Annotated in this window: 1 pseudogene; it reads right to left on the bottom strand. The window is 70.2% G+C overall.

Annotation, left to right across the window (positions count from 1 at the left end):
* Positions 1 to 890 (bottom strand): annotated as a pseudogene (locus tag H5J30_RS37295) (IS3 family transposase); the annotation flags it as partial.
* Between the last annotated feature and the right edge of the window lie 64 nt (positions 891 to 954).

The following is a 954-nucleotide window of genomic DNA, read 5'->3' as shown; positions in this document are numbered from 1 at the left end:
CGAGCCGCGATCCGAGTGCACCACGCATCCGGCCACTTGGCCGCGGCGGGCGACGGCGGATTGAAGCGCGGCCACCGCGAGGCGGGACTTCATCCGGGCGTCGATGGAATAGCCCACGATGCGGCCGGAGTAGACGTCCTTGACGGCGCACAGATACAGCTTGCCCTCGCCGGTCGGGTGCTCGGTGATGTCCGTGAGCCACACCTGGTTCGGCCCTTCGGCGGTGAAGTTGCGCCGCACCCGGTCATCGTGCACCGGCGGCCCGGCCTTGGCGTTCTTGCCGCGGCCCTTTCGCTTGCCGAAGACGCTCCACCAGCCGTTGTCCCGGCAGATCCGCCAGGCGGTCCGCTCGGCCATCACCTGACCCGCGGCCCGCGCTTCGTCGAGGAGGAACCGGTGCCGAACTCGGGGTCGTCGCGGTGTGCGTCGAACAGCGCGTCGGCCCGGTATGCCTCGGCCAGCTCGGCGTCGGTGACCGGCCGGGCCAGCCACCGGTAGTAGGGCTGGCGGGCCAGCTTCAGCACCCGGCACATCCGCCGCCACGGGCACCCGATGAGGGGCATCAGCGGCGGCCAGCTCGCGGACGAGCGGGTACATCATTTTGCCGGCAGGTTCGCCTGCGACAGATACGCAGCAGCCCGGCGCAGCACCGCGTTCTCCTGCTCCAGCAGCCGAATCCGCTTGCGGGCCTCGCGCAGCTCGGCCGACTCACCCGACACCGTTGCCGGCCTGGCGCCCTCGTCGGTTTCGGCACGGCGCAGCCACTTCGACAGCGTGATCGGGTGGACACCGAAGTCGGTGGCGATCTGTTCCAGCGTGACGCCGGGCTCGCGGTTGCGCGCGACCCGCACGACGTCTTCGCGGAACTCCTTCGGATACGGCTTGGGCACTGCGACATCCTTCCAGGCCGCCTCTCAGCAAGCCAGGTCAGGTGTCACCCGACCCTGCAGCAGT

It is taken from the genome of Streptomyces phytophilus, assembly GCF_013870535.1.
Classification (GTDB): domain Bacteria; phylum Actinomycetota; class Actinomycetes; order Streptomycetales; family Streptomycetaceae; genus Streptomyces; species Streptomyces phytophilus.
The sequence above is the reverse complement of the archived record's forward strand: the minus strand, read 5'-3'. Positions and strand labels throughout refer to the sequence as shown.